Origin of the sequence: Acidipropionibacterium virtanenii (assembly GCF_003325455.1) — a bacterium.
GTDB classification, from domain to species: Bacteria; Actinomycetota; Actinomycetes; order Propionibacteriales; family Propionibacteriaceae; genus Acidipropionibacterium; species Acidipropionibacterium virtanenii.
Genome location: NZ_CP025198.1, coordinates 1,966,762 through 1,989,683, shown reverse-complemented (window position 1 = coordinate 1,989,683; position 22,922 = coordinate 1,966,762). Strand labels below are relative to the sequence as shown.

26 protein-coding genes are annotated in these 22,922 nt (G+C 69.2%); 21 read left to right on the top strand and 5 right to left on the bottom strand.

All coding sequences use genetic code 11. The features are described from left to right. Position 1 precedes the first annotated feature (1 nt). Genes JS278_RS09150 through pyrE form a run of 4 tightly spaced genes read left to right on the top strand, consistent with a single transcriptional unit; the run spans position 2 to position 3,152 of the window. Positions 2 to 823 (top strand): dihydroorotate dehydrogenase electron transfer subunit, encoded by an 822-nt coding sequence (locus JS278_RS09150; protein ID WP_114044905.1) that lies wholly within the window; start codon positions 2 to 4, stop codon positions 821 to 823. Next, entirely contained in the window at positions 820 to 1,773 is a 954-nt protein-coding gene (locus JS278_RS09145) for a dihydroorotate dehydrogenase (protein WP_114044904.1), read from the top strand. The genes JS278_RS09150 and JS278_RS09145 overlap by 4 nt, the downstream gene beginning before the upstream one ends. 9 nt (positions 1,774 to 1,782) lie before the next feature. Continuing rightward, complete coding sequence (pyrF, locus tag JS278_RS09140; protein ID WP_114044903.1) at positions 1,783 to 2,493, top strand: orotidine-5'-phosphate decarboxylase; 711 nt, start codon at positions 1,783 to 1,785, stop codon at positions 2,491 to 2,493. Positions 2,494 to 2,501: 8 nt separating this feature from the next. Next, positions 2,502 to 3,152 (top strand): orotate phosphoribosyltransferase, encoded by a 651-nt coding sequence (pyrE, locus tag JS278_RS09135; RefSeq protein WP_114044902.1) that lies wholly within the window; start codon positions 2,502 to 2,504, stop codon positions 3,150 to 3,152. Between the two features lie 19 nt (positions 3,153 to 3,171). Here pyrE and JS278_RS09130 read toward each other — a convergent pair whose 3' ends face one another. After that, positions 3,172 to 3,753, bottom strand: a complete 582-nt coding sequence (locus tag JS278_RS09130; RefSeq protein WP_114044901.1) for a LysE family translocator — start codon at positions 3,751 to 3,753, stop codon at positions 3,172 to 3,174. A gap of 71 nt (positions 3,754 to 3,824) precedes the next feature. Between JS278_RS09130 and JS278_RS09125 the strand changes: the two genes are divergently transcribed. Continuing rightward, positions 3,825 to 4,751, top strand: a complete 927-nt coding sequence (locus tag JS278_RS09125) for a LysR family transcriptional regulator (RefSeq protein ID WP_114044900.1) — start codon at positions 3,825 to 3,827, stop codon at positions 4,749 to 4,751. 114 nt (positions 4,752 to 4,865) lie between these two features. Further along, a complete protein-coding gene (locus JS278_RS09120; protein ID WP_114044899.1) occupies positions 4,866 to 5,018 on the top strand; it encodes a Txe/YoeB family addiction module toxin in 153 nt (50 codons plus the stop codon). A gap of 30 nt (positions 5,019 to 5,048) precedes the next feature. Here JS278_RS09120 and JS278_RS09115 read toward each other — a convergent pair whose 3' ends face one another. Continuing rightward, positions 5,049 to 5,846 (bottom strand): fructosamine kinase family protein, encoded by a 798-nt coding sequence (locus tag JS278_RS09115; RefSeq protein ID WP_114046229.1) that lies wholly within the window; start codon positions 5,844 to 5,846, stop codon positions 5,049 to 5,051. Between the two features lie 60 nt (positions 5,847 to 5,906). Between JS278_RS09115 and rimO the strand changes: the two genes are divergently transcribed. The 4 genes from rimO to JS278_RS09095 all read left to right on the top strand — a co-directional run bounded on the left by rimO (position 5,907) and on the right by JS278_RS09095 (position 8,821). Beyond that, entirely contained in the window at positions 5,907 to 7,331 is a 1,425-nt protein-coding gene (gene rimO, locus JS278_RS09110; protein ID WP_114046228.1) for a 30S ribosomal protein S12 methylthiotransferase RimO, read from the top strand. Positions 7,332 to 7,391: 60 nt separating this feature from the next. Beyond that, positions 7,392 to 7,991 (top strand): CDP-diacylglycerol--glycerol-3-phosphate 3-phosphatidyltransferase, encoded by a 600-nt coding sequence (gene pgsA / locus JS278_RS09105; RefSeq protein WP_114044898.1) that lies wholly within the window; start codon positions 7,392 to 7,394, stop codon positions 7,989 to 7,991. Next, positions 7,981 to 8,460, top strand: a complete 480-nt coding sequence (locus JS278_RS09100) for a CinA family protein (RefSeq protein ID WP_114044897.1) — start codon at positions 7,981 to 7,983, stop codon at positions 8,458 to 8,460. Before pgsA ends, JS278_RS09100 begins: the two co-directional genes overlap by 11 nt. Positions 8,461 to 8,545: 85 nt before the next feature. Next, positions 8,546 to 8,821, top strand: a complete 276-nt coding sequence (locus JS278_RS09095; RefSeq protein WP_114044896.1) for a helix-turn-helix domain-containing protein — start codon at positions 8,546 to 8,548, stop codon at positions 8,819 to 8,821. A 46-nt stretch (positions 8,822 to 8,867) separates the two neighbouring features. Here the strand turns inward: JS278_RS09095 and JS278_RS09090 are convergent, their stop codons facing one another. Next, the gene (locus tag JS278_RS09090; RefSeq protein WP_114044895.1) at positions 8,868 to 9,626 is read right to left on the bottom strand and encodes a DeoR/GlpR family DNA-binding transcription regulator; all 759 of its coding nucleotides are present in this window, start codon (positions 9,624 to 9,626) and stop codon (positions 8,868 to 8,870) included. Between the two features lie 211 nt (positions 9,627 to 9,837). Here JS278_RS09090 and JS278_RS09085 point away from each other — a divergent pair, with 211 nt between their 5' ends. The 4 genes from JS278_RS09085 to rny all read left to right on the top strand — a co-directional run bounded on the left by JS278_RS09085 (position 9,838) and on the right by rny (position 13,414). Then, positions 9,838 to 10,032 (top strand): DUF3046 domain-containing protein, encoded by a 195-nt coding sequence (locus tag JS278_RS09085; RefSeq protein WP_114044894.1) that lies wholly within the window; start codon positions 9,838 to 9,840, stop codon positions 10,030 to 10,032. A 169-nt stretch (positions 10,033 to 10,201) separates the two neighbouring features. Then, positions 10,202 to 11,251, top strand: coding sequence for a recombinase RecA (gene recA / locus JS278_RS09080; RefSeq protein ID WP_114044893.1), 1,050 nt, complete (start codon positions 10,202 to 10,204; stop codon positions 11,249 to 11,251). An 83-nt stretch (positions 11,252 to 11,334) separates the two neighbouring features. Further along, positions 11,335 to 11,799: a regulatory protein RecX gene (locus JS278_RS09075; protein ID WP_245935070.1), complete on the top strand. Its 465-nt coding sequence runs from the start codon at positions 11,335 to 11,337 to the stop codon at positions 11,797 to 11,799. Between the two features lie 121 nt (positions 11,800 to 11,920). Next, positions 11,921 to 13,414, top strand: a complete 1,494-nt coding sequence (gene rny / locus JS278_RS09070) for a ribonuclease Y (RefSeq protein WP_425451431.1) — start codon at positions 11,921 to 11,923, stop codon at positions 13,412 to 13,414. 15 nt (positions 13,415 to 13,429) lie between these two features. Here the strand turns inward: rny and JS278_RS09065 are convergent, their stop codons facing one another. Next, on the bottom strand, positions 13,430 to 14,347 hold the full coding sequence (locus JS278_RS09065; protein WP_114044891.1) for an aldose 1-epimerase family protein: 918 nt from the start codon (positions 14,345 to 14,347) through the stop codon (positions 13,430 to 13,432). Positions 14,348 to 14,391: 44 nt separating this feature from the next. Here JS278_RS09065 and miaB point away from each other — a divergent pair, with 44 nt between their 5' ends. Further along, positions 14,392 to 15,870 carry a tRNA (N6-isopentenyl adenosine(37)-C2)-methylthiotransferase MiaB gene (gene miaB / locus JS278_RS09060; protein ID WP_114046226.1) on the top strand — a complete coding sequence of 493 codons (1,479 nt, stop codon included), beginning with the start codon at positions 14,392 to 14,394 and terminating at the stop codon, positions 15,868 to 15,870. A gap of 158 nt (positions 15,871 to 16,028) precedes the next feature. On the opposite strand, the gene JS278_RS09055 is transcribed toward miaB, so the two are convergent. Then, positions 16,029 to 16,229, bottom strand: coding sequence for an antitoxin (locus JS278_RS09055; RefSeq protein WP_114044890.1), 201 nt, complete (start codon positions 16,227 to 16,229; stop codon positions 16,029 to 16,031). 103 nt (positions 16,230 to 16,332) lie between these two features. Here JS278_RS09055 and miaA point away from each other — a divergent pair, with 103 nt between their 5' ends. The 6 genes from miaA (at position 16,333) to nrdR (ending at position 22,894) form a co-directional block, all read left to right on the top strand. Continuing rightward, positions 16,333 to 17,265, top strand: coding sequence for a tRNA (adenosine(37)-N6)-dimethylallyltransferase MiaA (gene miaA, locus JS278_RS09050; RefSeq protein WP_114044889.1), 933 nt, complete (start codon positions 16,333 to 16,335; stop codon positions 17,263 to 17,265). A 27-nt stretch (positions 17,266 to 17,292) separates the two neighbouring features. Next, positions 17,293 to 18,120, top strand: a complete 828-nt coding sequence (gene dapF / locus JS278_RS09045; RefSeq protein ID WP_114044888.1) for a diaminopimelate epimerase — start codon at positions 17,293 to 17,295, stop codon at positions 18,118 to 18,120. A gap of 36 nt (positions 18,121 to 18,156) precedes the next feature. After that, positions 18,157 to 19,578 carry a GTPase HflX gene (hflX, locus tag JS278_RS09040; protein ID WP_114044887.1) on the top strand — a complete coding sequence of 474 codons (1,422 nt, stop codon included), beginning with the start codon at positions 18,157 to 18,159 and terminating at the stop codon, positions 19,576 to 19,578. Beyond that, positions 19,571 to 21,628: an ATP-dependent DNA helicase gene (locus JS278_RS09035; RefSeq protein ID WP_425451430.1), complete on the top strand. Its 2,058-nt coding sequence runs from the start codon at positions 19,571 to 19,573 to the stop codon at positions 21,626 to 21,628. The genes hflX and JS278_RS09035 overlap by 8 nt, the downstream gene beginning before the upstream one ends. Positions 21,629 to 21,822: 194 nt before the next feature. Further along, positions 21,823 to 22,173 carry a hypothetical protein gene (locus JS278_RS09030; protein WP_114044886.1) on the top strand — a complete coding sequence of 117 codons (351 nt, stop codon included), beginning with the start codon at positions 21,823 to 21,825 and terminating at the stop codon, positions 22,171 to 22,173. A gap of 205 nt (positions 22,174 to 22,378) precedes the next feature. Beyond that, the gene (gene nrdR / locus JS278_RS09025; RefSeq protein WP_114046224.1) at positions 22,379 to 22,894 is read left to right on the top strand and encodes a transcriptional regulator NrdR; all 516 of its coding nucleotides are present in this window, start codon (positions 22,379 to 22,381) and stop codon (positions 22,892 to 22,894) included. The last annotated feature ends 28 nt before the right edge of the window (positions 22,895 to 22,922 follow it).

Here is a 22,922-nt window from a genome sequence, read left to right as displayed (position 1 = left end):
GATGACGACCAGATCAACGCCCCTGCCGGGCACGCGGCTGCTGGAGGTCGTGGCCAATGACGAGGTCGCCCGCGGCGTGCATGCCCTGGTACTGCGGCGTCCCGATGCCGTCCCGGCGGCCCCGGATTCGGGCACCTTCCTCAACCTGCTGCCGGTACTGCCGGCAGCCAGGGGAGGGGCATCGGTCCTGCGGCGGCCCATCTCCATCGCCGACAGCTCCGACGACGGCCGCGACCTCACCGTCATCCTGCGGATCGTGGGCCAGGGCACCGCGGCACTGTGCGGGCTGCCGGTCGGATCGCAGGTCGACAGCCTGGGCCCCCTCGGGAGGGGCTTCGACCTGGATGTCGTCGCTCCCGGCGGCTCGGCACTGCTGATCGGAGGGGGAGTGGGCGTCCCGCCGCTGTACCTGCTCGCCCGACGGCTCGTCGAACGCGGCGTCACCGTCCAGCTGCGACTGGGCTTCCGCGATGCCGCCGACGTCTTCTGGGCCGACAGGTTCGCCGCACTGGGCCAGGTGCTCATCTCCACCGACGACGGCTCGGCGGGTTCCCGTGGCACGGTCGCCGACCTGGAATCGGTGCCCGGTGCCGCGGAATTCGCCCCCGATGCGGTCTACTCCTGCGGCCCGCTGCCGATGCTGCGGTACGTGCAGTCGGCCTTCTCGCCGATCGCCGCCACCCAGCTGTCCCTGGAGGAGCGGATGGCCTGCGGGGTCGGCGCCTGCTACGCCTGCGTGGTACCCGACGCCGCCGATCCCGCCCACCAGCACCGGATCTGTTGGGACGGGCCCGTCTTCACCGCCGAGGAGGTCGTGCTGTGAACCGTCTGGCCGTGTCCCTGCCCGGACTGGACCTGCGCAACCCGATCATGCCCGCCTCGGGCTGCTTCGGCTTCGGCGCCGAGTACGCCGACTACTTCGACCTCGGCCTGCTCGGTTCGATCATGGTCAAGGCCACCACCCTGGAGCCGCGGCGCGGCAACCCGGTGCCCCGGGTCGCCGAGACCCCCTCGGGGATGCTCAACGCCATCGGCCTGCAGAACCCCGGACTGGACGCCGTGATGGCCCAGAGACTGCCATGGCTGGCCGAGCACTTCCCTGACCTGCCCATCATCGCCAACGTCGCCGGCACCACCACCGAGGACTACGTCGAGGTGTCGCGGGCGATCTCGGCCGCCCCCAACGTCGCCGCCCTGGAGATCAACATCTCGTGTCCCAATGTGCGTCACGGGGGGATCACCTTCGGTACCGATCCGGCGGTGGCCGCCGAGCTCACCGAGCAGATCGTGGCCGTCTCCCAGGTGCCGGTGTACATGAAACTGTCGCCCAACGTCACCGACGTCGCCGAGATCGCCCGGGCGATCGCCGGAGCCGGGGCGCACGGGCTCACCCTCATCAACACCCTCACCGGGATGCGGCTGGACCTGCGGCGCCGTCGCCCGATCATCGCCAACCGCACCGGCGGGCTCTCGGGCCCGGCCGTGCTGCCGATCGCGCTGCGGATGGTCGACGCCGTCACCCGGGCCGTCGACATCCCCGTCATCGGCATGGGCGGGGTCACCACCGCCCGCGACGCCCTGGAGATGATGCTGGCCGGGGCCTCGGCGGTCGCGGTGGGCACCGCGAACTTCACCGATCCGCTGGCCTGCCCGACGATCATCGACGGCCTGGAGCCGTTGATGGACGAGCTGGGAATCGCCACCCTCGAGGATCTGCGGGCCGATGTGCGGTCCGACCGTGATCCCACCACCACAGCCCCGAATCACCACTGAGGAGAACCGATGGACACCTCCCGCCCGATCATCGCCCTCGACGTGCCGAGCGCCGACGAGGCTCTGGCCCTGGTCGCCCGGTTCGGCGACGAACCGCTGTTTCTCAAGGTCGGGATGGAGCTGTTCTACTCCTCCGGACCTGGTATCGTCACCAGGCTCAAGGAGGCCGGGCACGACGTCTTCTGCGACCTCAAGCTCCACGACATCCCCAACACCGTGAAACGGGCCGCCGCCAGCCTCGCCGGCCTGGGAGCCGACCTGCTCACCGTCCACGCCGCCGGCGGGCAGGCGATGATGGAGGCTGCGCTGGAAGGCCTGTCAGGCGCCTCCAACGATCCGGCCGTGGTCGCCATCACCCAGCTCACCTCCACCTCCGAGGCTGCCATGCACGACGAGCAGCTGATCGCGGTGCCGCTGGCCGAGTCGGTGCTCCACTACGCCCGGCTGGCCCGCCAGGCCGGGCTGGCCGGAGTGGTCTGCTCGGCCCAGGAGGCCGGCCGGATCGCCGCCGCTACCGGAGACGGGTTCCTGCGGGTGACGCCGGGCATCCGCCCCGCCGGGTCGGCGGTCGGCGACCAGTCGCGGGTCGCCACCCCCGAGAACGCCGCCGGGCTGGGATCCAGCGCCATCGTCGTCGGACGCCCCATCACCCGGGCCGAGGACCCCGTGGCCGCCTACCACGCCATCAAGGCGGCCTGGAACACCGGCCGGAACAACTGAGGAGAAGAATGACCATCTCGAATCCCGCCCTGGCCCGACAGGTCGCCGAGGGGCTGCTGAGTGTCGGCGCCGTCTCGCTGTCCCCGGAGGCTCCGTTCACCTGGGCGTCGGGCCTCCACTCGCCGATCTACTGCGACAACCGCGTCACCCTGTCCGATCCGGACACGCGGTCCTTGATCGCCTCGGGGCTGGCCACCCTGGTGAGCGAGAACTTCCCCGACGTCCGGGCGGTCGCCGGCACCGCCACCGCCGGTATCGCCCACGCCGCCCTGGCCGCCGACCGGCTGTCGAAGCCCATGGTCTACGTGCGCTCCAAGCCCAAGGACCATGGGAAGGGCAACCAGATCGAGGGCCGGCTGGCCGAGGGGGCCTCGGTGGTGATGGTCGAGGACCTCATCTCCACCGGCGGATCGGTGCTCGACGCCGCGGCCGCCGTGCAGCGCGAGGGCGGCCACGTGCTCGGGGTGCTGGCGATCTTCTCCTACGAGCTCGAGAAGGGCCACCAGGCCTTCGAGGAGGCCGGGCTGCCGCTGTTCACCCTGTCCAACTACCCGACTCTGGTCGAGGTGGCGGCCGCCTCGGGCCGGATCACACCCGACCAGCAGGAGACCCTGGCCACCTGGTCGTCCGACCCCCAGGCCTGGTCGGACGCCCACTGAGCCCGGTCCGCCGGGAGTCTCACAGCCACAGAGTGACGGCGCATCCCGCCAGCAGGATCGCGATGACCAGGTCGGCATCTCGACGGTGACGGGCCAGCCAGGAACAGAGCAGCGATCCCGCCTGCGCCCACACCAGGTTCGAGACGCAGCAGGTGAGCGGCATCACCAGACTCACAGCTGCGGCTCCGGTGATCGATCCGGTTTCTGGGACGAGGTAGCCGGTCAGGCCCACCAGGAAGAACAGCAGCACCTTGACGTTGGTGAGGTTGACCAGCAGCCCGCGGGCGAACAGTCCGTTCATCCCCGAGGCGTCGGCACTGTGGTGCGCACCGGGGTGGACCGTGGCCCATGCCAGGTACAGCAGGTAGGCGGTGCCGAGCATTTTCAGCCAGGGCTCGATCTGATCGAGTCGGTTGTCGAGCACTGAGGCCGCGACGACGACTACCGCATCGATCACCAGGAATCCCGCCGCCAGTCCCTGGAGCAGTCTGCGGGCGGAGCGCATCCCCGTCCGCCGGGCGACATCGAAGGCGACCAGATTGTTCGGCCCGGGCGTGAAGGCCATCACCGCCGTGTAGATCAGGAATGCCCACCAGTTCACGGGGCCATCCTCGCTGCCGAATTCTTGAAGGACAACTGAAAGTTTCTACAGAAAGAGATTAGGCTGGCTTCATGGATGTGAGGCATCTCGAACTGCTCCGGGAACTCGAGGCGCGGGGCTCGGTGAGCGCCGTCGCGCGGGCCACCCATCGCACCGTCTCGGCGGTCTCCCAGCAACTGAGGACCGCCCACCGGGCCTTCGGCATTCAACTGGTGGAGCCCGACGGCCGGGGCATCCGGCTCACCGACGCGGGCCGGCTGCTGGCAGCCGGCGGAGCCCACGTGCAGACCGCGATGGCGCAGGTGCAGGCGGACTGGGACGCCTACCGCCACGATCCCGGCGGACCGGTGTCGGTGCTGGCCTTCCCCAGTGCCGCGGGACTGCTGTTCCCCGCTCTGGCGGCCGGGGCTCGCGGACGAGGCATCGAGTTGAGCCTGTCCGACGTCGATCCGGCCGAGAAGGATTTCGCCAGCCTGTCCAATGACGTCGACATCGCGATCGCCCACAGCCTGGCCGGCCCGCGCCCGGTCGGCACCGGAGCGATGGAGGTCGTCGAACTGATGGCCGAGCCGCTGGATATCGCCATGGCCGCCGACCATCCGCTGGCGAACCGGCGGCGACTGCGCGCCGACGACGTCAAGGACGCGGCGTGGATCGGCGTGCCGCGCGGCTACCCCTTCGACACCGTGATGACGTCCATCGCCCAGAAGGCCGGGGAGCCACTGGCCATCGAGCAGCGCCTCCACGACAACCGCGTCATCGAGGCGCTCGTGGCCTCCAGCGACCGGCTCGCAGTCCTGCCCCGACTCACCACGCCGTCGGGTACCGGGGTGGTGCTCCGGGAGATCACCGATGTCCCCGCCCGACGATTCCTCTCGGCGGTGATGAGGCCGGATCGGGCACGGCGTCTGGCTGTGCGCAACGTCCTCGATCTCGTCATCGAGTGTGTCCGCGGCGTCCAGTCCGCTTCGGATGCTCGGGCAGCCTCGGAACGGTGACGGGGCGGTGCAGACTTGTACAATGCCATGTACAAGACGTCGACGAGGGTGCCATGCAGGCCATCGCGTACAGCACATTCCGCAACAGCCTCAAGACCTGCATGAGACAGGTCAATGAGGACGCCGTTCGAGGGCATCGGAAAGCCGGAGCCGTTGCGGTTCGGGTTGCAGGGGGCCTGGTCGCGCCGGATCGACCATGCGAACAGGCTGGTGTACGTGGTGACTGACGATGCGATCGCCATCGTGTCGGTGCGAGATCATTACTGAATCCGGATCGCGCGTGGGAGGGGTCGCGGATCAGGCCCAGCGCCTGGCGATGGCGATGGTCTCGGGGACGTAACTGCGCCCGAACAACTGGCAGTGGACCATGAGCATGTGCAGCTGGTGCAGCTCGATCCGGTCGCGCCAGCCGTCGGCCAGCGGCGACTCCTCGTCATAGGCCGCCCGGATCGTCTCGGTGTGCGGGGAGCCGAAGACCCCCAGCGACGCCAGATCCTCCTCGGCGTGACCGCCCTGGGCCGCCGGGTCGATGAGCACCGCGCCGGTGGGCGTCCAGAAGACGTTGCCGCTCCACATGTCCCCGTGGGTGCGCGCCGCCCAGTACGTGTCGTCGGGGCCGGACTGGCGCACCAGCCGCGGCTGGTCATGGTCGTGGACACCCGAGGAGAGCTTGGTGCATAGACGGTCGAGGATCCTGCGGTCCGAGGAGGTGAATGCCGGGGCATCGAGATAGGGCGCCAGACGGTAGCGTGCGTAGAACTCGCCCCAGGAGGGCGTCGACTCCTGAGGGGTGGACGGCAGGGGGAGCCTCGCCATCCCCATCCAGCCCTGCCCGAAGTCCCCGGGCGGGGGCGCTCCAAGATGAGTCGCCCCGGCGGCGTGGGTGTGGGCCAGCCGTCGGCCGAACTCCTCGGCGGCCGCCCGCGTCGCCCGCCCCTGGGGCAGCCGGGGCTCCTCGAGCCAGTCATCGCCGTGCGCGCTGACGGTCACCACCGGAGCCGCGTCATCGGCAACATCGGCCAACCAGGCCAGCCCGGCCACCTCGTACTGGATGCGTCCGGGGCGGTCGTCCGACTTCCTGAAGACATCAGCCATGCCCCCCACCGTAGACTTGCCCGGTCGCCGAGCAACAGGAGATCCATGACCGACCACCTCATGACCGTGCATCTGGTATCGATGGGCTGCGCCCGCAACGAGGTCGATTCCGAGGAGCTGGCGGCCCGCCTGGAGGCCGGCGGGTTCCGCCTGGTCGACGATCCGGGGCAGGCGGAGACGGTGATGGTCAACACCTGCGGATTCATCGAGCAGGCCAAGAAGGACTCGGTCGACACCCTGCTGGAGGCCGCCGATCTCAAATCGGGCGGCACCACGAAGTCTGTGGTGGCGGTCGGCTGCATGGCCGAACGCTACGGCGCCGAACTCGCCGAGGCACTGCCGGAGGCCGATGCCGTCCTCGGCTTCGACGACTACCAGGACATCTCGGCGAGGCTGCAGACGATCCTCGCCGGGGGATCGGTGGAGGCCCACATTCCGCATGACCGGCGGACCCTGCTGCCCCTGTCGCCGATCGACCGTCCCGACGCCGCAGCGGGAGTCGCGGTGCCCGGCATTCGCACCGCACCCGACCTGCCGGCCTCCGTGACACCGGGCTCCGGGCCGCGCGCCGCCACCCGGCGACGCCTCGGGTCGGGGCCCAGCGCACCGCTGAAGATCGCCTCGGGCTGCGACCGCCGATGCGCCTTCTGCGCCATCCCGAGTTTCCGCGGCTCCTACCTGTCACGCCCGGTCGACGAGATCGTCGAGGAGGCCCGCTGGCTGGTCGGCCACGGCGTCAAGGAGGCCTTCCTGGTCTCGGAGAACTCCAGCTCCTACGGCAAGGATCTGGGCGATCTGCGCCACATGGAGAAGCTGGTGCGCGAGCTCGACCGGGTCGACGGCCTGGAGTGGATCCGGATCTCCTACCTTCAGCCCGCCGAGCTGCGACCCTCCCTGATCGACGCGATGCTGGGCACCGAGAAGGTCGTGCCCTACTTCGACCTGTCCTTCCAGCACGCCTCCGGCCCACTGCTGCGCCGGATGAGACGGTTCGGGGACGCCGAGTCCTTCCTGGCTCTCATCGACGGCATCCGCGCCCGCTGCCCGGAGGCCGGATTCCGCTCCAACTTCATCACCGGCTTCCCCGGCGAGACCGAGAAGGACCTCGACATCCTCGTCGACTTCCTGTCGGCGGCCCGTCTGGACGTCGCCGGGATCTTCGCCTACTCCGACGAGGAGGGTACCGAGGGGGCCCGGCTCGACGGCCATCTGGATGACGACGTCATTGCCGAGCGCCGTGACCGGCTCGCCGATATCGTCGACGAGGTGGTCGCCCAGCGCGCCGAGGACCGCATCGGCGAGTGCGCCCCGATACTGGTCGAACAGGTCGATGCCGACGGGGCCGTCGGGCGCGCACCGCATCAGGGCCCGGAGGTCGATGGCACCGTCACGGTGCCCGATGCGACCGGGATCGGGATCGGCGAGCTGATGCCTGTCCGGTTCACCGGCTCCGACGGCGCCGACCTGATCGGGGAGTCCGTATGACGTATCGCCCGTCCGGCGGGATACTGGACAGACCATCGCAATCGTCAGGGGAGCCGCAGAATGAGTGAGCGTCCGAGCAATTTCAATGTGCCGAATGCTCTCACGGTGCTCCGGCTGGTCGCCGTCCCGGTCTTCGGTTGGATGCTGCTGGCCCACGCCCACGAGGGCACCTGGCGCACGTGGACGACCGTCGTCTTCGTGGTGGCCATCCTCACCGACTTCGTCGACGGGAGGATCGCCCGCAAGTACGACCTCGTCACCGATTTCGGCAAGATCTGGGACTCGGTGGCCGACAAGGCGATCACGGGGATGGCTTTCATCGGCCTGTCGATCGTCGGCGAGCTGCCCTGGTGGATGACGATCCTCATCCTGGCCCGGGAGTGGGGGATCACCGTGATGCGGGTCTTCATGCTCAAGTACGAGGTGATGGCGGCCAACAAGGGCGGAAAGCTCAAGACCGCGACGCAGTCGCTGGCCATCACCCTGTTCTGCATCGGCCTGTGGCGCACTCCGACGGTGGTCGATGTCGTCTCCTGGGCGGTGATGATCGTGGCCTTCGGGCTCACGGTGGTCACCGGGGCGATGTACATCCTCGACGCCGTGCGGATCCGGCGCGAGGGCCTGGCCGAGGCGGCAGGCAAGTCCTCCGATGAGTCCTGACCCCGAGGCGGCTCGGCTGGTCTCCGCCCTGGCCGGGCGGGGGATGACGGTGGCCACCTGCGAGTCGTTGACCGGAGGGCTGGTCGGAGCCACCATCACGCAGGTTCCCGGAGCCTCCGCGGTGTATCGGGGCGGGCTCATCACCTACGCCTCCGATCTCAAGACGTCATTGGCAGGGGTCGATCCCGCCTGGATCGCCGAGCACGGTGTCATCAACCCCGAGACGGCCCTGGCGATGGCCCGCGGCTGCGCGAGGACCTGCGGGGCACTGATGGGACTGGCCTGCACCGGGGTGGCCGGGCCCGACCCTCAGGACGGCGCACCGGTCGGCACGGTGTTCGGATGCGCATGGACGCCGCAGCGCTGCGTCCCGGTCGCCCTGCATCTGGACGGGGACCGCCAGGAGATCCGACGAGTGACGGTCGAGGCCCTGCTGGCGGCCGGTGTGACCTGCGTCACAGATTTTTGAACACGGTGTGAGATTTTTCGCGTTCAGCGGGAATGAACCTCGTGGGACGGGTGTTGTCCTGTCCGAACGACGACGAGGAGACATGATGAAGGCTGCCCTGCTTCGGGAAATGCTCGGGGAATCACTTCGCGAGCAGCGATTCGCCCTGGGACGCACTCTGAGGGAGGTGTCCTCGGGTGCCCGGGTCTCGCTCGGCTACCTGTCCGAGGTGGAGAGGGGCCAGAAGGAGGCTTCGAGCGAACTGATCCTGGCGATCTGCACCGCGCTCGAGCTGCCCCAGTCCGAACTGATGCGAATGGTGAGCGAGAAGCTGCTCAAGGCCGAGACCCGCACCCAGAATCAGGTGACGGTCGCCGCCTGACCTTACGACGGCAGCCGCCCACAGGCGGGTCTCAGGCTCCCCGGGATCACTCCCGGGGAGCCTGAACCGTCTTCACCTGGACGCCGCGGGCCCGGATCCCCTCGATCTGCTCGGGATCGGCCGTGTCGTCGGTGACCAGCAGGTCGATATCGCCCACATCGGCCAGTCGGGCCAGGGTGACCCGCCCGATCTTGGAGCCGTCCGCCACCGCGATGATCCTGGGTGCGCGTTCGATCATGGTGTGGTTGGTCGCCGCCTCGACGTCGTCGTGGGTGGTGAGCCCGCCCTCGATCGACAGGCCGTCGCATCCGACTATCGCGGTGCCGACATTGATCTGCTTGAAGGTGGATTCGGCCAGCGATCCCACCAGCTCCAGTGAACTGGGCCGCAGGATCCCACCGGCGATGAGGACGCGCTGCTGGCCCTGGTTGGCCGCCTCCAGCGCGATCCCCACGGAGTTCGTGACGATGGTGAGGTCCCGGCGGTGATGCAGGGCCCGGAGCACCTCGGCGGTGGTCGTACCACCGGTGAGCGCGATCGCATGCTTGCCGACCGGCAGTTCGCTCACCGCGGCGCGGGCGATGGCCTCTTTCGCGCGCCGGTGGCGCCCGTCGCGCAGGTTGACCGGCAGCTCGGCTCCCACCCCGGCGCTGCGGGCCCCGCCGTGGGTGCGGATCAGCAGGCCCTGATCGGCCAGGGCTGCGACGTCGCGCCGGATGGTCGCGGCACTGGCCCCCAGCAGATCGGCGAGCTCCCTCAGCTGAACCTCCTGACGGTCCCGAAGGATCGCCAGGAGCGCGACCATCCGGTCGCTGCGTCGTGACGAGGTCGCCGTCTCCGCGGGGGGAAAAGACATGGCCCGGGCTCCCTTCATGCATCCGTGCATCGAGTGCGCGGTCACTCACTGGCGTTGATCATAGTTGAGCAGTCTCTGAGCAGACCAGCGCTCGGGGGCACGAATTCGCTCATTGTCCGTCGCGTTGTCCGGCCCCGTGGCCACCGCCTAGTCTTGAGCGGTGCGCGAGTCAGAGCTGTGGAGGCGCCTGGAGATCGTCCTGGGTCCCGATTACGTCCGGTCCTGGGCCGGTTCCCAGGTGATGGCCGAGTTGGGCGGACGCACCGTGATCGAGGCGCTGGCCGACGGAATCGAGGCCAAGACCGTGTGGAGGGCCTGCTGGGCCGTCCTCGAGCTGCCCGAGTCGCAGCGCTGACGGCGAAGTTTTCCACAGGGCGGGGCGGGCTGGACGGAACCCTGTCCACAGGGTCGACGCGGCGCCAGAATTTGTCGGTGGCCGCCCCTACAGTTCACGGTGACAGGTCCCGCCCTCCGGGTCGGGCTCAGCCGGCTCCCAATGAGCCAGTTCTAAGGAGACCACGGGAATGGTAGTTGCAGACAGGGAGAAGGCCCTCAAGGATGCGATGGAGCACATTGACAAGCAGTACGGCAATGGCTCGATCATGCGTCTGGGCGATCGCGAGACAGTGAGGATTCCGGCCATCCCGACCGGATCGGTGGCACTCGATGTGGCGCTGGGCGTGGGAGGGCTGCCCCGAGGGCGGGTCGTGGAGATCTACGGCCCCGAGTCCGGCGGCAAGACGACACTCGCGCTTCACGCGATCGCCAATGCTCAGGCCGAGGGAGGCATCTGCGCCTTCATCGATGCCGAGCACGCCCTGGATCCCGAATACGCCAAGAATCTCGGCGTCGACACCGACAATCTGCTGATCAGCCAGCCGGACAACGGCGAGCAGGCGCTGGAGATCGCTGACACCCTCGTGCGCTCGGGGGCCCTGGAGCTGATCGTCATCGACTCAGTCGCGGCGCTCACCCCGAAGGCCGAGATCGAAGGAGACATGGGGGACTCCCATGTCGGGCTGCAGGCCAGGCTGATGAGCCAGGCCCTGCGCAAGATGACCGGGGCGCTGAGCGGGGCCGGCACCACCGCCATCTTCATCAATCAGCTGCGCGAGAAGATCGGCGTGATGTTCGGCAGTCCGGAGACGACCACGGGTGGCCGGGCGCTGAAGTTCTACTCCTCGGTGCGTCTGGACGTGCGTCGCATCCAGACTCTCAAGGACGGCGACGAGATGGTCGGCAACCGCACCCGGGTCAAGGTCGTCAAGAACAAGGTCGCCCCGCCGTTCAAGCAGGCCGAGTTCGACATCCTCTACGGCCAGGGCATCTCGCGCGAGGGCAGCCTCATCGACATGGGGGTGGACTGCAACATCATTCGCAAGTCCGGCTCCTGGTACACCTACAACGAGACCGAGCAGCTCGGCCAGGGCAAGGAGAACGTCCGCAAGTTCCTCAAGGAGAACTCCGGGATCGCGGCGGAGATCGAGTCGAAGATCCGTGTCCAGATGGGTCTGGACGGCGATGACGAGGTGCCCGCCGACATCGACCCGAAGACCGGGGAGGTGATGTTCTGAGAGGCCGGCAGGGCGGGCGCCGCGGCGCCCCGGCAGAACCCGTCGAGCGGACCTCGCAGCAGTGGTACGAGTACGCCCGGGAGGTGGCCCTGACCCGCCTCGACGCCAGGGCGAGGACCCGCGCGGAACTCGCCGGGACGCTCGCCGGCAAGCAGGTCCCCGAGGAGGTCGCAGGCCGGGTGCTGGACCGCCTCGAGGAACTCGGTCTGGTCGATGACACCGATTTCGCCGAACGCTGGACGACCCGGCGGCACGAGTCCAAGGGGCTGTCGAGACGCGCCCTGGCCGAGGAGCTGCGGCGCAAGGGCGTCGACCAGCAGATCGTGGCGGACGCGGTTGCCGCAGTCAGCGACGATGACGAGGTGTCGGCGGCCACCCGGCTGGCGGTGGCCAGGCTGCGGGCGGGTGAAGGGGTCGAGGAGCAGCGGCTGACCCGCCGGGTGCTGGGTGCGCTGGCTCGCAAGGGCTACGGCTCGGAGGTGGCCTGGACGGCGCTGCGCCGCGCCCGCGAGGTGCTCGGCGAGGAAGCCGAGGGCCCCTGGTCGTGACGAGCTGCGCCCGCGGTGAGGCGGGGATGAGCCCGTTGTGGCAGGCTGTCAGCACGCCGTGACATCGGGTCGCGGCCCGCGTCACAGTGAAAAGGGGGGCGTTCCAGTGCGTGAATCCCTCGTGAGGGTCTCACCGCAGCTGGTGATGATCTCGGCCTGGTCGGTCATCGCCGTCGTCCTCGCCGTGGCCCTGGTGCTCGTGGTGGTCGGGGACATCCTGGCCCGACGCCGGTCGGGGGCGATGCTCAACGCGTCGCGCCGCGACATCGCCGATGAGCGCGAGCGCCTCGAGCAGGAACTCGAGCGTCGCCGCAGCGATCTTGAGACCGGTCTGGAGGACCGTCGTCACACCTTGGAGGAGGACTTCGAGAGACGCCGCAGTGCACTGGAGGAATCCGGCCGGCGGCGCGACGAGAGTCTCGAACGCCGGGAGGCGCAGGTCGATCGGGACCGTACCCAGGCTGCCGATGACCTGTCGCGGATCGCCGGGTTGACCGTCGAGCAGGCCCACCTGGAACTCGTCGAGAGGGCTGAGGCCGATGCCCGCGTCGAGGCCGAGGCACTGTCGCGCCGGATCGAGGAGGAGGCTCGTACCGGGGCCGAGGAACGCGCCAGGGTGGTCCTGGCGACCGCCATTCAGAGATACTCCGCCGACCTCACCGCCGACTCCGTGGTGGCCTCGGTCGATCTTCCCTCCAACGACATGAAGGGCCGGATCATCGGTCGGGAGGGTCGCAACATCCGCTGTCTGGAGCAGGTCACCGGAACCACCGTGATCGTCGACGACACCCCGGGCATCGTGCTGGTGAGCTGCTTCGACCCGATCCGCCGCGAGATCGCCAGGCTCACACTCAAGGATCTGCTCGGCGACGGACGGATCCACCCGGCGAGGATCGAGCAGGCCCATCAGCGGGCCGTCAAGAGGATCGAGGGGCTGTGCCTGGAGGCCGGTGAGGACGCCCTCCACGAGCTCGGCATCATCGACATGGCCGAGGGCCTGAGACCGATCCTCGGCTCACTGCGCTTCCGCACCTCGTACGGACAGGACGTGCTGGCCCACAGCATCGAGTGCGCCAGGCTGGCCGGCCTGATGGCCGCCGAGATCGGTGCGGACGAGTCGCTGTGCCGCCGGGCCGCGCTGCTTCACGATCTCGGCAAGTCGCTGACTCCCGGTATCGAGGGGTCTCACGCCCTGGTCGGGGCCGAGCTCGCCCGCAGATACGGGGAATCGGCGGATGTCGTGCACGCCATCGCCGCCCACCACAACGAGGTGGAGGCCCGCTCAGTGGTCGACGTGCTCACCCAGGCCGCCGACGCCGTCTCGGCCTCCAGGCCCGGGGCCCGCAGGGAATCCCTCGAGAGCCATGTGCGCCGGCTGGAGGAGATGGAGTCCCTGGCCACCGCTCACGAAGGTGTGGCCAGGGCCTTCGCGGTACAGGCCGGACGCGATCTGCGCGTGATGGTGGTACCCGATGAGGTCGACGACGACTCGGCCCGGCACCTCGCCCGTGAGATCGCCCACGAGGTGGGCGACAGGGTGATGGTGCCGGGCCAGGTGAAGGTCACCGTGATCCGCGAGACCCGGGCGGTGGAGGTCACCGGAGGCGGGGACTGAGCCCCAGGATCCGGCTCAGGCGTGGATGCCCCAGCGCAGGTGGATCTCGTCGCCCGGGGCCAGTCGCAGCATCGAGTCGTGGGTCGGGCCCTCGTTGAAGGCGTCGGGCCCGCAGGTCATCGGCTCCACGGCCAGCGATCGCCGGTCGCCGGGGGTGTAGACCTGCGCCCAGCCGAGTTCGGGGTCGGCCCACAGCACGCGGGTGGCGTCACCGTTGCGGATCTCGACCTGCCAGCGGCCGGTCTCCGTGGCGCCGGTGTAGGCGGTGTCGAGCACCCGGTCGCCGAAGCGGTTCCCGGCCCGCAGGTCTTCGGGACGCCGCGCCACCGAGGCGAGCTGGATCGGCAGCAGCCGGTCGTCGGTCACCAGATATGTGCCGAAGGGGGCGCTGACCCGCCAGTCGTCGATGACTCCGGGGCCGGCCACCAGATACGGGTGAGGGGCGTAGCCGAAGGGGATCGGGGTGGAGCCGGTGTTCCTGGCACCCACCTCGACGGTGAGTCCGTCGGCTCCCACCCGATGCATGATGGTGATCTCGACGCGGCCGGGCCATCCGGGCTGGGCCACCACCCCCACCTTCTGGGTGATCGACTCCTCGGTGTGCTCGACCACATCGAAGAGCATCCACCGCACGAGACCGTGGATGGCGTTGTTGCGGTCGATCTCGTTGATGGGGAGCTGCTGATCGGTCCCGTCGAAGACGTAGTGGCCGTCCCTGATCCGGTTGGGCCACGGCGTCAGGTGCTGGCCCCGGGAACCGGTGGGCAGGGTCCCGGGATCCGACGGCAGCACCAGGTCGGTGCCCTCACGGGTCAGACTGCGCAGGGTCGCTCCCTGCTCGCAGACGGTGGCGCGGTAGCCCGCGGCTGAGATCTCGTAATCGCGTCCGGTCAACGACTGTGCTGAGGACGGGGAATCGGGCGTTGAGTCCATGGGCGACACTGTAGACCGGGCCGATCTGTAGAGTGTGGCCCGCCATGACCGAGACATATCAGCCCACGTACCGCGTCGTCACCTACGGGTGCCAGATGAATGTCCACGACTCCGAGCGGATCGCAGGCCTGCTGGAATCAGCAGGCTACGTACCCGATCCGAGGGACAACAGCCTGGATCCGGCCGACGTCGTCGTCTTCAACACCTGTGCGGTCCGGGAGAACGCCGACAACCGGCTCTACGGAACGCTGGGCCACATGGCCTCGGTCAAGGCCGCCAATCCCGGTATGCAGCTGGCCGTCGGCGGCTGCATGGCCCAGAAGGACAAGGAGACCGTCGTCGCGCGCGCCCCCTGGGTCGACGTCGTCTTCGGCACTCACAACCTGGCCGCACTCCCGGTGCTCCTGGAACGCTCCCGGGTCAACCGCGAGGCCTCGGTCGAGATCGAGGAGTCCCTTCAGACCTTCCCCAGCAACCTGCCCACCCACCGCGAGTCCGCGTACTCGGCGTGGGTGTCGATCTCGGTGGGCTGCAACAACACCTGCACCTTCTGCATCGTGCCTCAGCTGCGAGGCCGGGAGACCGACCGCAGACCCGGCGACATTCTCGCCGAGATCCGCACGCTGGTCGACGAGGGGGTTCAGGAGATCACCCTGCTCGGTCAGAACGTCAACTCCTACGGCGTCCAGTTCGGCGACCGCGGGGCCTTCGCCAAGCTGCTGCGGGCCTGCGGACAGGTCGACGGCCTGGAGCGGGTGCGATTCACCTCCCCCCATCCCGCCGCGTTCACCGACGACGTCATCGAGGCGATGGCCCAGACCCCCAATGTGATGCCCAGTCTGCACATGCCTCTCCAGTCGGGCTCCGACCGTGTCCTGCGCGAGATGCGCCGCTCCTACCGCAGCAGGAAGTTCCTCGGGATCCTGGACCGGGTCCGCTCGGCGATGCCCGAGGCCGCCATCACCACCGATATCATCGTCGGCTTCCCCGGCGAGACCGACGAGGACTTCGAACAGACCATGCGGGTGGTCGAGCAGGCGCGCTTCTCGGCCGCCTTCACCTTCCAGTACTCGATCCGGCCCGGCACCCCGGCCGGCGCGATGGCCGACCAGATACCCAAGTCGGTCGTCCAGGAACGTTACGAGCGCCTGGTGGCACTGGTCGACGACATCGCCTGGGCCGAGAACCGGCGCCTGGAGGGGCATACCGTCGAGGTGATGTTCTCTGCCGGGGAGGGCCGCAAGGACGAGGCCACCCATCGCGTCACGGGACGGGCGCGCGACAACCGCCTGGTGCATGTCGCCCTGGACCCCGCCGGGGAGCGGCCTCGCCCCGGAGATGTCGGCGAGGTCGAGATCACCCGGGCCGCGCCTCACCACCTGATGGCCGACGGCGGGCTGAGACGTCTGCGACGCACCCGTGGCGGAGATGCCTGGCAGGCCCGCCAGCAGGCCGCCGAACCCGCTGTGGCGCCCGTCGGGGTGTCATTGGGAATGCCGGGGATCGGCGGCCCGGCCAGCTGAGGGACGCCATCGTCCGGCCGGGGACATGACACCCGGGACATGACAAGGGGATGACAACCATGAGTTGTCATCCCCTTGTCGCATCACCGGGCGGGCTTCCTCGACGGAACCGCCGGATGATGCCTCGAAGATCAGTGTCGCCGATGGACGACCGGAATTCAGAGGTTCCCGGTGCGGTCCTTCACAGCGTCCTGGGCCTTGTCAACCTGATCAGCGAACCTACTGCCGGTCGCGGAATCCACCGCATCCCCGATCTTGTCCACTGCCTGGTCGATCTGGTCCTCGTGGCTGTTGACGGCGTCCTTGATCTTGTCCTGATTGTTGGTCACGGCGTCTTTGGCCTTGTCAAAGAGTCCCATAGGCCCTCCTTTTCCCGGAGGCGTCTCCTCCGGCAGGTTGGGTACAGTGTTGCACCCGTGGGATGGGACGCCAGCCCACTTCGTCGAATTCTCAGGATGTGAGATGTCCCAGGTCGCGGTGCCGCCGGTCGTGGCGCTGCTCGGGCCCACCGCCAGCGGGAAGTCCTCGCTGGCGCTCGGTCTCGCCGAGCTGCTCGCCGGGAGAGGCACGCCGGTCGAGATCGTCAACGCCGACTCGATGCTCGTCTACCGCGGCATGGACATCGGGACCGCCAAGCCGGGACCAGACGAACTCGCCCGGGTACCCCACCACCTCGTCGACGTGCTGGACGTCACGCAGAACTCCTCGATCGCGCTCGTCCAGACGATGGCCCGCCAGGCGATCGCCGACTGCCGCGCCCGCCGGGTGCTGCCCCTGGTCGTCGGCGGCTCGGCGCTCTACACCAGAGCCGTGCTCGACGAGCTCGAGATCCCGCCCACCGACCCGGTCGTGCGAGCCCGGCTGGAGGAGGAGCTGGCCGAGCAGGGCTCCCCGGCACTGCACCGCAGGCTCGCCGAACGCGATCCGCGCGCGGCCGACGCGATCCTGCCGGGCAACGGCCGCCGCATCGTCCGTGCCCTGGAGGTCGTCGAACTCACCGGCTCCTTCTCGGCCACCATGCCCGACGGGCGCTTCCACATCCCGGGAACAGTGGAGATCGGGCTCAGCCTCTCGCGCGAGGACCTGGATCGCAGGATCGCCGAGCGGGTCGACCGGATGTGGCACGACGGCCTGGTCGAGGAGGTGCGCAGCCTCGCCGGCCACGGCCTGCGCCAAGGACGCACGGCATCCAGGGCGCTCGGCTACCGGCAGGTGCTCCAGTATCTCGACGGCCTCATCGACGAGGATCGTGCCAGGACCGACACCGTGGTGCGCACCAGGCGGTTCGCCCGCAAGCAGCTCATGTGGTATCGGCGCGACCCCCGGATTCGGTGGTTCGGTGCGCTGGCGCCACAGCTGGCCGGTCAGGTTGCGGAGTCCCTCCGGTTGACCTGATGCGTATCACGGCGCCAACATGGACCGATGCGGACCACACAGTTCTCGAAAGGCCAGGGGACTGGCAACGACTTCGTGATCCTCCGGGACCGGTCCGGCATGCTGAATCTCAGTGACGCCCAGGTGCGATGGCTGTGCGACCGTCGGCTGGGAGTCGGGGGCGACGGTCTGCTGCGCGCCACCCGCGCCGGCCTCATCCCCGAGTGGGAGGGCGACCCAGATCTGTGGTTCATGGATTATCGTAACGCCGACGCCAGTATCGCCGAGATGTGCGGCAACGGGCTGCGGGTCTTCGCAAAATTCCTCGTGGACGAGGGACTGCTCAGCAGGTATGACGCCGTGATCGCGACCCGTGCCGGGCTCAAGCACGTCATCGTCCACGGCGATGGGACGGTCGACGCCGACATCGGTCCGGCCTCAGTCTCCGGCGATCCCGTCACGGTGCGGCTGGGGGAGCGCAGCTGGCCGGCGACCCCGGTGGACGTCGGCAATCCCCACGCGGTGGTCCGCCTGGACTCCGAGGAGGAGCTGTTCGGGCTCGATCTCACGGTCTCCCCCGTGTGGGGCCCCCCTGAGGCGTTCCCCCAGGGCGTCAACGTCGAGTTCGTCGCACTGACCGGGCCCGACAGGATCCGCATGCGGGTCCACGAGCGGGGTGTGGGGGAGACCCTGTCCTGCGGCACCGGGACCGTGGCGGCCGCGGCCGCGATGAGCCGCGCCACCGGATACGAGGGGCCGTGGACGGTCGACGTCCCCGGAGGGACCCTTGCCGTGGCGCTCAGTGCGGAGGACAGCCGGCTCACCGGGCCCGCCGTCATCCAGGCGCGGGGAGAGGTGTTCGTGCCGGAGTTCTGATTGGCGGCGGCCACCAGTCGTGGGAAGCTTGGACCGATGACACCCTCTGACGACGACTATCCCGACGATCCGGTTCCCGACTATGACGGCGACCAGTTCGACCTCGACGCACGGCTGTCCCTCACCCGGGTGCCCGGCATGTCCACCGACCTGACTGACATCACCGAGGTGGAGTACCGAGAGCTCAGGCTGGAACGGGTCGTCCTCATCTCGGTGTGGACCGAGGGCACCGCCCGTGATGCCGAGAACGCCATGACGGAACTGAAATTGCTCGCCGAGACGGCCGGTTCCCAGGTCCTCGACGCTCTCATCCAGCGCCGCCCCAGCCCGGATCCCGCCACCTACATCGGGTCGGGAAAGGTCAAGGAGCTGCGGGAGGTCGTCGTGGCCACCGGCGCCGACACCGTCGTCTGCGACGGCGAACTCGACGCCGCCCAGCTGCGCAACCTCGAGGACAGGGTCGGCGTCAAGGTGGTGGACCGCACCATCCTCATCCTCGACATCTTCGCCCAGCACGCCCGCAGCGTCGAGGGCCGCACCCAGGTGGAGCTGGCCCAGTTGCAGTACATGAAGCAGCGGCTGCGCGGCTGGGGTACCAGCCTGTCGCGCCAGACCGGCGGCCGGGCCGCCGGCGGAGTCGGTATCGGTGGGCGCGGCCCCGGCGAGACGAAGATCGAGACCGACCGGCGTCGCATCAACACCAGGATCTCCCGGCTGCGCCGCAAGCTGCGGGCGATGGAGGGCACCCGGGCCGAGAAGCGGGCCGACCGCACACGCAACCGGATCCCCTCGGTCTCCATCGTCGGGTACACCAACGCCGGGAAGTCCTCCCTCCTCAACCGCATGACCCACGCCGGGGTGCTGGTGGAGGACGCCCTGTTCGCGACTCTCGACCCGACCACCCGGCGCGCCACCACCGATGACGGGCGCGTCTACACCCTCACCGACACCGTCGGATTCGTGCGCCACCTGCCGCATCACCTCGTCGAGGCCTTCGCCTCCACACTCGAGGAGACCGCGCAGGCCGACCTCCTGGTCCACGTCGTCGACGCCGCCGACCCGGACCCGCAGGGCCAGGTGAGTGCGGTGCGCGAGGTGCTCACCGGTATCGGAGCCGGTGATCTCGACGAGATCCTGGTGCTCAACAAGGCCGACCTCATCGGCGCCGAGACCGAGCTCACGCTGCGCACCGCCTTCCCGGCCGCATTCATCGTCTCCGCCCATAACGGTCTGGGCATCGAGGATCTGGTCGCCGAGATCGAGCGGCGACTGCCGGTGCCCACCGAGCTCGTCGACGCCGTGGTGCCCTACGAGCGCGGGGACCTGATGGACCGCATTCATCGGCTCGGCACCATCACCTCCATCGAGCACACCGCCACCGGCACCCATGTCGTGGCCCACCTCCATCCGGGGCTGGCCGCCGAGGTGCGTTCGGTCGGCGAGGGCGTCCGTGAGTGAGGAGTCCGAGGACACCGCAACCCGCACCGGCTCCGCTGATCACCGGCGTCCCGAGGATCATCTCGAGGTGCTGCGACGGGCCGTGGAGGGGATCGGCGGGAGCCCCAGGCCCGGCCAGATCGAGATGGCCGACGCGGTGGCCGGCGCCCTGGCCGACGGAGTACACCTGCTCGTCCAGGCCGGCACCGGGACCGGCAAGTCCCTGGGCTACCTGGCTCCGGCCCTCGCCCACGCGGTGGCCCAGGAGAACCGAGTGGTGGTGGCCACCGCCACCCTGGCCCTTCAGGCGCAGCTGGCCCACAAGGACATTCCGGCGGTCCTGTCGGCCGCCGAGAAGGTCCTGCCGCGACGGCCCCGGACCGCTGTCCTCAAGGGCCGCTCCAACCACGCCTGCCTGTACCGGGTGCGCGACGGTGCCCGACCCGATCAGGACGCTCTGCTGACCGGTGAGCAGCTCACCGAGCAGTCCCGCTCGGGCACCGACTCCGAACTCGGCGCCGAGGTCGTGATGCTGCGCGAGTGGGCCGAGGACCAGGCCGCCCATCACGAGCTCGGGGACCGCGACGACGCCCCCGACCACTCCCCGCGGGCCTGGGCGCAGGTCTCGGTGCCGATGCGCGAGTGCCTGGGCGCCCGATGCGTCTTCCATGACGAGTGCCTCTTCGAGGCCGCACGCGAGAGGGCCCGGCAGGCGGACCTGGTGGTCACCAACCACGCCCTGCTGGCCATCGACGCCCTGAACGGCGGCACCGTGCTGCCCGAGCACGACGTCGTCATCGTCGACGAGGCCCATGAGGTCGTCGACCGGTTCACCGGCGCGGCCAGCGCCACTCTCGCGCCGTCCCTGGTGAACACGGTGGCCCGGCGCGCCGCCTCCTGGCTCGACGACAACCTGGCGGCGGACCTGCTCGATCAGTCCGATGTGCTCGGCGAGGCCCTCGAGGCCACCGAACCCGGCCGGGTCACCGATCCCGAATGCTCACTGATCCATGCCGCCCAGACCCTGCGCGATCTGTCCCGCCAGGCCCTGTCCGTCCTGGGGCGGGGCGATGACGGGGAGTCCGAAACAGCCGGCGCGGAACGGGTCCAGGCGCAGGGGGCCGTCCGTGAGATCTTCGAGACCGCCGAGCGGATCGCGAACCTGGCCGCCGCCGACGTCGTGTGGATCAGCGAGTCCGAGTACGCCGGGCGGGCCGCCCAGGTGGCCCCGCTCAAGGTCGCCGGCCTGATGCGGGCCAGCGTGCTCACCGAGACCACGACCGTGTTCACCTCCGCTACCCTGAGGATCGGCGGGGATTTCACCGCAGTGGCCCGCGACGTCGGGCTCCAACCGGCAGAGCGCGTGCAGGGGACCCCCGAGGTGCTCGAGACCGAGATGGCCTGGCGGGGGGTCGACGTCGGCTCCCCGTTCGACTACCGCAGCCAGGGCATCCTCTACGTCGGACGCGAGCTTCCTCGCCCGGGCCGCGACGGCATCTCCCGGCCTGCCCTCGACGACCTGGCCGAACTCATCTGGGCGGCCGGTGGCCGGACTCTCGGACTGTTCGCCTCCCAGCGCAGCGCAGTGGCGGCCGCCGGGCACGTCCGCAAGGCTCTGCCCTCCCTGCCGGTGCTCTGCCAGGGGGAGGGGCACCTGGCCGGCCTCACGCGGCAGTTCATCGCCGATCCGAAGGCCTGCCTGTTCGGGACTCTCTCCCTGTGGCAGGGTGTCGACGTCCCCGGCGACACCTGTCGCCTGGTCGTCATCGACAAGATCCCCTTCCCAAGGCCCGACGATCCGCTCATGCAGGCCCGCTCCCAGGCCGTCACATCCGCCGGAGGCAACGGCTTCATGACGGTCTCGGCGGGTCACGCCGCGCTGCTGCTGGCCCAGGGCTCGGGGCGCCTGATCCGGCGCGGTGACGACCGGGGCGTGGTCGCGGTGCTGGATCCTCGCCTGTTCACCGCCCGGTACGGATCCTTCCTGCTGGCCTCGATGCCCGGATTCTGGACGACCACCGACCGGGAGACCGCGATCGGCGCCCTGCGCAGGCTGAACGAGGCCACCTGACCCGTTCGAGGAGGCAGGAGCGAAGCGACGTGGAGGAGTAGCCGCACGCGACCGCAGACCTGACCCGTTCGAGGAGGCAGGAGCGAAGCGACGTGGAGGAGTTGTCTCCTCCATTGAAAAACTTGTCAGTGCTCCCCTGTTCGATGTCTGGTGTGCCGGGCGGATGGCCCGGAGCAGACCGAGGAGGGCGTCCGATGAGCGCGCAGGCGTACACGTGGGGCGAGGACGGGCCGGGCAGAGCCCGGAACCGGCCCCCGGGAACAACGGTGGGAACAGTGGTGGTGGGGCCATGGCCCGCCATCGAGGAGATCAGACAGGAGTATGAGCACGCGGTCGTCATCGATCGGGCTCGGCTCGAGGCGGCCGCGCCGGTCCTGGCGGTGCCGGACCGCCAGGTCTTCGGGGGGAGTTGGAGATTCAGCCGAGGGCCGATCCCGGAGTGGATCTGGAGCACGGCCGCAGCAGCCGTGATGACACTGCTTGCCACGGGGGTCGTCGTGGCGCTGTGGAGATTGGCGATGGTGTGGCAGGGCCAGATCCCGTGAGGGTGTCCACTTGACGCGGAGACACCGACACGCTAGGACCGAAATCCCGACAAACACCATATCTAGTGCCAGAGGCGGAGTCATTCCCTAGCGGTAGTGGTGAAGTGGGCTCCACCGCGCTAAAGTGGGCGCCGCGTCCGGGGATGCCGGGCGTGGTCCGCGGATGACCGGCGGACAGGTCGGGGAGATCACGGGAGGAGTCGGGATGCGGTGTCCTTTCTGTCAGCACGACGACTCCCGGGTGCTCGACTCGCGGGTCTGCGAGGACGGGCTGGCGATCCGCAGGAGGCGTCAGTGCCCGATGTGCGAGCGTCGCTTCACCACCATCGAGCGGATGCAGATGACGGTCCGCAAGCGCAATGGCAGTGAGGAGCCGTTCAATCGGGACAAGGTCGTGGCCGGGGTCAGAAAGGCCTGCAAGGGAAGGCCTGTCAGCGACTCGGACCTGGCGCTGCTGGGTCAGCGGGTCGAGGACAGCCTGAGGGCCGGCGGGATGGCCGAGATCCCGACCGATCAGGTGGGACTGGCGATCCTCGGGCCGCTGCGGGAACTGGATCCGATCGCCTATTTGCGGTTCGCATCCGTGTATCGCAATTACGACACCATCGACGACTTCGCCGTTGAGATCGACCGGCTGCGGACCGACGTGGACGCTCCACCGGCGTCCGTGACGCAGACCACGAGACCGGGCAAGGACTCACCGAACCAGCCCCTGTTCTGACCAGGTCGCGGTGGTCCGGCTCAGGCGT

Bases quoted from the DNA above. Each gene is read 5' to 3' on its own strand.
- JS278_RS09150 (WP_114044905.1), top strand. From the start codon at position 2: ATGACGACCAGATCAACGCCCCTGCCGGGCACGCGGCTGCTGGAGGTC.
- pyrF (WP_114044903.1), top strand. From the start codon at position 1,783: ATGGACACCTCCCGCCCGATCATCGCCCTCGACGTGCCGAGCGCCGAC.
- pyrE (WP_114044902.1), top strand. From the start codon at position 2,502: ATGACCATCTCGAATCCCGCCCTGGCCCGACAGGTCGCCGAGGGGCTG.
- JS278_RS09125 (WP_114044900.1), top strand. From the start codon at position 3,825: ATGGATGTGAGGCATCTCGAACTGCTCCGGGAACTCGAGGCGCGGGGC.
- JS278_RS09120 (WP_114044899.1), top strand. From the start codon at position 4,866: ATGAGGACGCCGTTCGAGGGCATCGGAAAGCCGGAGCCGTTGCGGTTC.
- JS278_RS09115 (WP_114046229.1), bottom strand. From the start codon at position 5,846: ATGGCTGATGTCTTCAGGAAGTCGGACGACCGCCCCGGACGCATCCAG.
- rimO (WP_114046228.1), top strand. From the start codon at position 5,907: ATGACCGTGCATCTGGTATCGATGGGCTGCGCCCGCAACGAGGTCGAT.
- pgsA (WP_114044898.1), top strand. From the start codon at position 7,392: ATGAGTGAGCGTCCGAGCAATTTCAATGTGCCGAATGCTCTCACGGTG.
- JS278_RS09100 (WP_114044897.1), top strand. From the start codon at position 7,981: ATGAGTCCTGACCCCGAGGCGGCTCGGCTGGTCTCCGCCCTGGCCGGG.
- JS278_RS09095 (WP_114044896.1), top strand. From the start codon at position 8,546: ATGAAGGCTGCCCTGCTTCGGGAAATGCTCGGGGAATCACTTCGCGAG.
- JS278_RS09090 (WP_114044895.1), bottom strand. From the start codon at position 9,626: ATGGTCGCGCTCCTGGCGATCCTTCGGGACCGTCAGGAGGTTCAGCTG.
- recA (WP_114044893.1), top strand. From the start codon at position 10,202: ATGGTAGTTGCAGACAGGGAGAAGGCCCTCAAGGATGCGATGGAGCAC.
- JS278_RS09065 (WP_114044891.1), bottom strand. From the start codon at position 14,347: ATGGACTCAACGCCCGATTCCCCGTCCTCAGCACAGTCGTTGACCGGA.
- miaB (WP_114046226.1), top strand. From the start codon at position 14,392: ATGACCGAGACATATCAGCCCACGTACCGCGTCGTCACCTACGGGTGC.
- JS278_RS09055 (WP_114044890.1), bottom strand. From the start codon at position 16,229: ATGGGACTCTTTGACAAGGCCAAAGACGCCGTGACCAACAATCAGGAC.
- miaA (WP_114044889.1), top strand. From the start codon at position 16,333: ATGTCCCAGGTCGCGGTGCCGCCGGTCGTGGCGCTGCTCGGGCCCACC.
- dapF (WP_114044888.1), top strand. From the start codon at position 17,293: ATGCGGACCACACAGTTCTCGAAAGGCCAGGGGACTGGCAACGACTTC.
- hflX (WP_114044887.1), top strand. From the start codon at position 18,157: ATGACACCCTCTGACGACGACTATCCCGACGATCCGGTTCCCGACTAT.
- JS278_RS09030 (WP_114044886.1), top strand. From the start codon at position 21,823: ATGAGCGCGCAGGCGTACACGTGGGGCGAGGACGGGCCGGGCAGAGCC.
- nrdR (WP_114046224.1), top strand. From the start codon at position 22,379: ATGCGGTGTCCTTTCTGTCAGCACGACGACTCCCGGGTGCTCGACTCG.